Origin of the sequence: uncultured Fretibacterium sp., from assembly GCF_938040765.1 — a bacterium.
Lineage (GTDB): Bacteria > Synergistota > Synergistia > Synergistales > Aminobacteriaceae > CAJPSE01.
The window spans coordinates 1-3,272 of the sequence record NZ_CALIAA010000284.1 but is presented as its reverse complement, the minus strand read 5'-3'; the positions used below and the strand labels follow the sequence as shown (position 1 = coordinate 3,272).

The window sequence follows — 3,272 nt, the reverse complement described above, 5'->3', positions numbered from 1 at the left end:
CGTCTCGGGAGCGGGCACGCCCATGAAGTGATTCAGGCCCCAGGCGATCCCGAAGATCATCAGGCTGATGGTCAGAAAGGCACGCAGCGCGGGATGCATGCGGCGGGACAGCACCCAGCGTCCATGCCCCCTCTCCACCCACACCGGGGTCAGGGTAAACAATTCCACCAAAAAGTTCAGGAACACCTTCATCGCCGTCGTCTCGCCGCCCCCTCGCTCCTGAGGTCTCGTTTCAGGATACTCCATTTTACTACAGCTTGTTCCCCTTCACACCATCCGCCGTTCGTCATCCCCCGTCATCATCCTTCATCTTCGGCGTCCTCGGCGTCCCGTCGGCGCGCCAGCAGCCTCTCGACATCCGACAGGGCGGAGCGCTCCCCGAAGATCAGCAAGGCGTCCTCGGCCTCCAGACGAGTCCCCCCCTTGGGGATGAGAAAACGGGTTCCGCGATGAACCAGCAGGATGGTCACCCCATCGGGGAAATTCAGCTCGCTCACGGTGCGCCCGACCACGCGGGAGTCGGGAAGAAGGTTGACCTCCCGGGTTTCCTCGCCCCCGCTTCCGGGCGTCCGGTCGAAGGAGAGGGGGTAGGCGGGGGAGATCCGTATCCAGGTGTCCAGCTTCAGGAGCCGGGCTGCGGCCGCCAGCGTCTTTCCCTGGAGGAGGACGGACGTCAGGACGACGAAGAAGATCAGGTTGAAGAAGTAGCGGGCGTGGGGGTGCCCCTCCGTCAGCGGATAGGTCGCCAGGATGATGGGGACCGCGCCGCGCAGGCCCGTCCAGCTGATGAACAGGCGCTCGCGCAGGGAGAAGTCGCTTCGTATCGAGCAGATAAAAACGGAGAGCGGACGCGCCACGAACATCAGAAGCGCGGAGACCAGGAGCCCGATCCCCACGACGGAGCCGTTGATCAGCTCTCCGGAGTTCACCAGCAGCCCCAGGACGAGGAACATCGCGATCTGCATCAGCCACGCCAGGGCGTCGTGAAAGCGCTCCAGGCTGTACTTGTAGAGGAAGTCCCCGTTGCTCATGACGATGCCGCAGATGTACACGGCCAGATAGCCGTTGCCCCGGATGTTCTGCGCCAGGCCGAAGGTGGCGAGCACGATGCTGATGCCCCAGACGGGGTAGAGCGCCTCGTTCGACACCCGCAGACGCTGAATCAGGAAACAGGCCAGGCGCCCCATCAGGACCCCTATGACGCCTCCGACGACCATCTGCACCAGGAAGAGGAGCAGCATGTCGCCGAAGGGGGCGCCGGGAGCGTCGATCCATCGCAGCGCGGCGAGCGTCAGAAACACGGCCATGGGGTCGTTGCTTCCGGACTCGAACTCCAGCAGCGGCTTCAGCGACCCCTTGAGCCCCAGCCTCTGCGTCCTCAGAATCGAGAAGACGGCGGCGGCGTCCGTGGAGGAGACGATGGCCCCCAGCAGGAAGCCGTCCGCGAAGGAGAACCCGGGGATCATCGAGATCAGGACCGCCATGGCGGCGGCCGTGATCATGACCCCTGCGGTGGAGAACAGCACGCCCCTCGCGACGATGGGTCGGATGTCCTGCCAGCGGGTCGCGAAGCCGCCCGAGAAGAGGATGAAGGCCAGCGCCACGGTTCCGATCAGGTTCGTGAGCGAGGCGTCGTCGAACGGAAGCCCGCCGGGCCCGTCCACCCCCGCGAGCATCCCGATCCCCAGAAAGAGGATGAGCGCAGGAATCCGGGTCCGCTCCGAGACCGTTCCGGCGATGAGGCTGAGGAAAAACAGCAGTCCCGCAACCAGAAAGGGGTCCAGATGCTGCAGCATGGCGTTACATTCCTTTCAACAGTTAATGGCGATGAACAGACAATAGCGATGCACACGACTTTCCCGGCAATACCCCAGGGCTTCGCCCTGAACCCACCAAAGGGACCAGTCCCTTTGGAATCCCAAAATGTCTAAGGCTTCAAGGGAGAGGAAGCCCCGTCGAGGCTGCCTGGCAAAGCCTCGTTGAGGCCGACAGGCAAAGCCTCGTTGAGGCCGACAGACAAAGCCTCGTTGAGGCCGACGGACAGAGCCTCGTTGAGGCTGCCCATGCGGTATCCCTTGAGGTCCAGCGTCACGTAGCGGAATCCCGCGCCCTGAAGGGCGTCGTGAATCGAATCGGCGGCCTCCAGAAGAAGGGGAAGCTCCTCCCGCCCCGCCTCGATGCGTGCCAGGTCCCCATGGGATCGGACCCGAAACTGCGCATTCGGAGGCAGGATCCCGGCCAGGAAGCGTTCCGCGGCCTCGACCCGCGCAAGCCCCTCCCGCGTCACGGGCTCCCCGTAGGGGATGCGGGAGGCCAGGCAGGCCTTGGCCGGCTTGTTCCACGTGAAGAGCCCCCGTTCCCGGGAGAGGGTGCGGATCTCGGCCTTGGTCAGCCCCGCCTCCAGCAGGGGACTGCGGACGCCGTCCAGCTCGGCAAGCGCCCTCATCCCGGGACGGTAGTCGCGGCTGTCGTCCGCGTTCGATCCGTCCAGAAGCCACGGGAAGCCGCGCTCCCGCGCCCATTCGGCCATACGGAGGAACCGCATCCGTTTGCAGATGTAGCAGCGGTCCGACGGATTGACGGCGAAAGCGGGGTCCGAGAGCTCGTCCATCTCGACCACAAAGTGATTCAGCTTCAGTCCGCGGGCGAGCCGAAGGGCGTCCTCCCGCTCGTCCGCGGGCAGCAGAGGGGAGATGATGGTGACGGCCGCACTCTCCCCGCCGAGCACGTCATGGGCCTCGGCGGCCAGCAGGGCGCTGTCGACGCCGCCCGAGAAGGCGACGGCCGCGCGGCCGATCCCCCTCAGCAGCTCATGGAGCCTCTCCAGCTTTTTTCCCGCCCCTTCTCCGTCTGCAGCCCCGATCATGGCAATGTCCTCCAGGCCCTCCGCCTCGAAATCATCTTGTGGGGCATTATATCGCTTGCGGCATCCGAGCGGAAGAGCGGCCCGGGAAGGCGTGCCGTTTCTCCGGGACCTCCGGGACGAGGAGGGCCGGAAGGGTGGAGAGCGACATTCCGGACAAGACGCCGACGGACGGAAAAAGCGGCCCGTGAAAACTCACAGGCCCGTCCCAGAACACCCCGCGCTCCGGGTTGGAGCGGTTATCGACCATGTCGGTCGAAAGCTGCTCTTGCTGTGCCTTCACCGATCAAATCCTGTTTTTATCCCCCCACTCGCACATCCCGTCCAGAATGGGAATGAGCGACTTTCCCCTTTCCGTCAAGCTGTACTCGACCTTCGGCGGTATCTGCGGATATTCTTTTCTATGCAC

At 64.5% G+C, this 3,272-nt stretch carries 4 protein-coding genes; all 4 read right to left on the bottom strand.

What is annotated here, in order from left to right; translation table 11 throughout:
- A partial coding sequence (locus Q0176_RS10010) for a hypothetical protein (RefSeq protein ID WP_299302355.1) occupies nucleotides 1-192 on the bottom strand: 192 nt, incomplete at its 3' end.
- Nucleotides 193-299: 107 nt separating this feature from the next.
- Nucleotides 300-1,796, bottom strand: coding sequence for a potassium/proton antiporter (locus tag Q0176_RS10005; protein WP_299302352.1), 1,497 nt, complete (start codon nucleotides 1,794-1,796; stop codon nucleotides 300-302).
- Between the two features lie 131 nt (nucleotides 1,797-1,927).
- Nucleotides 1,928-2,866 (bottom strand): ATP-dependent sacrificial sulfur transferase LarE, encoded by a 939-nt coding sequence (larE, locus tag Q0176_RS10000; protein WP_299302349.1) that lies wholly within the window; start codon nucleotides 2,864-2,866, stop codon nucleotides 1,928-1,930.
- A 283-nt stretch (nucleotides 2,867-3,149) separates the two neighbouring features.
- On the bottom strand, nucleotides 3,150-3,272 hold a 123-nt coding region (locus Q0176_RS09995; RefSeq protein WP_299302357.1), incomplete at its 5' end, for a winged helix-turn-helix transcriptional regulator.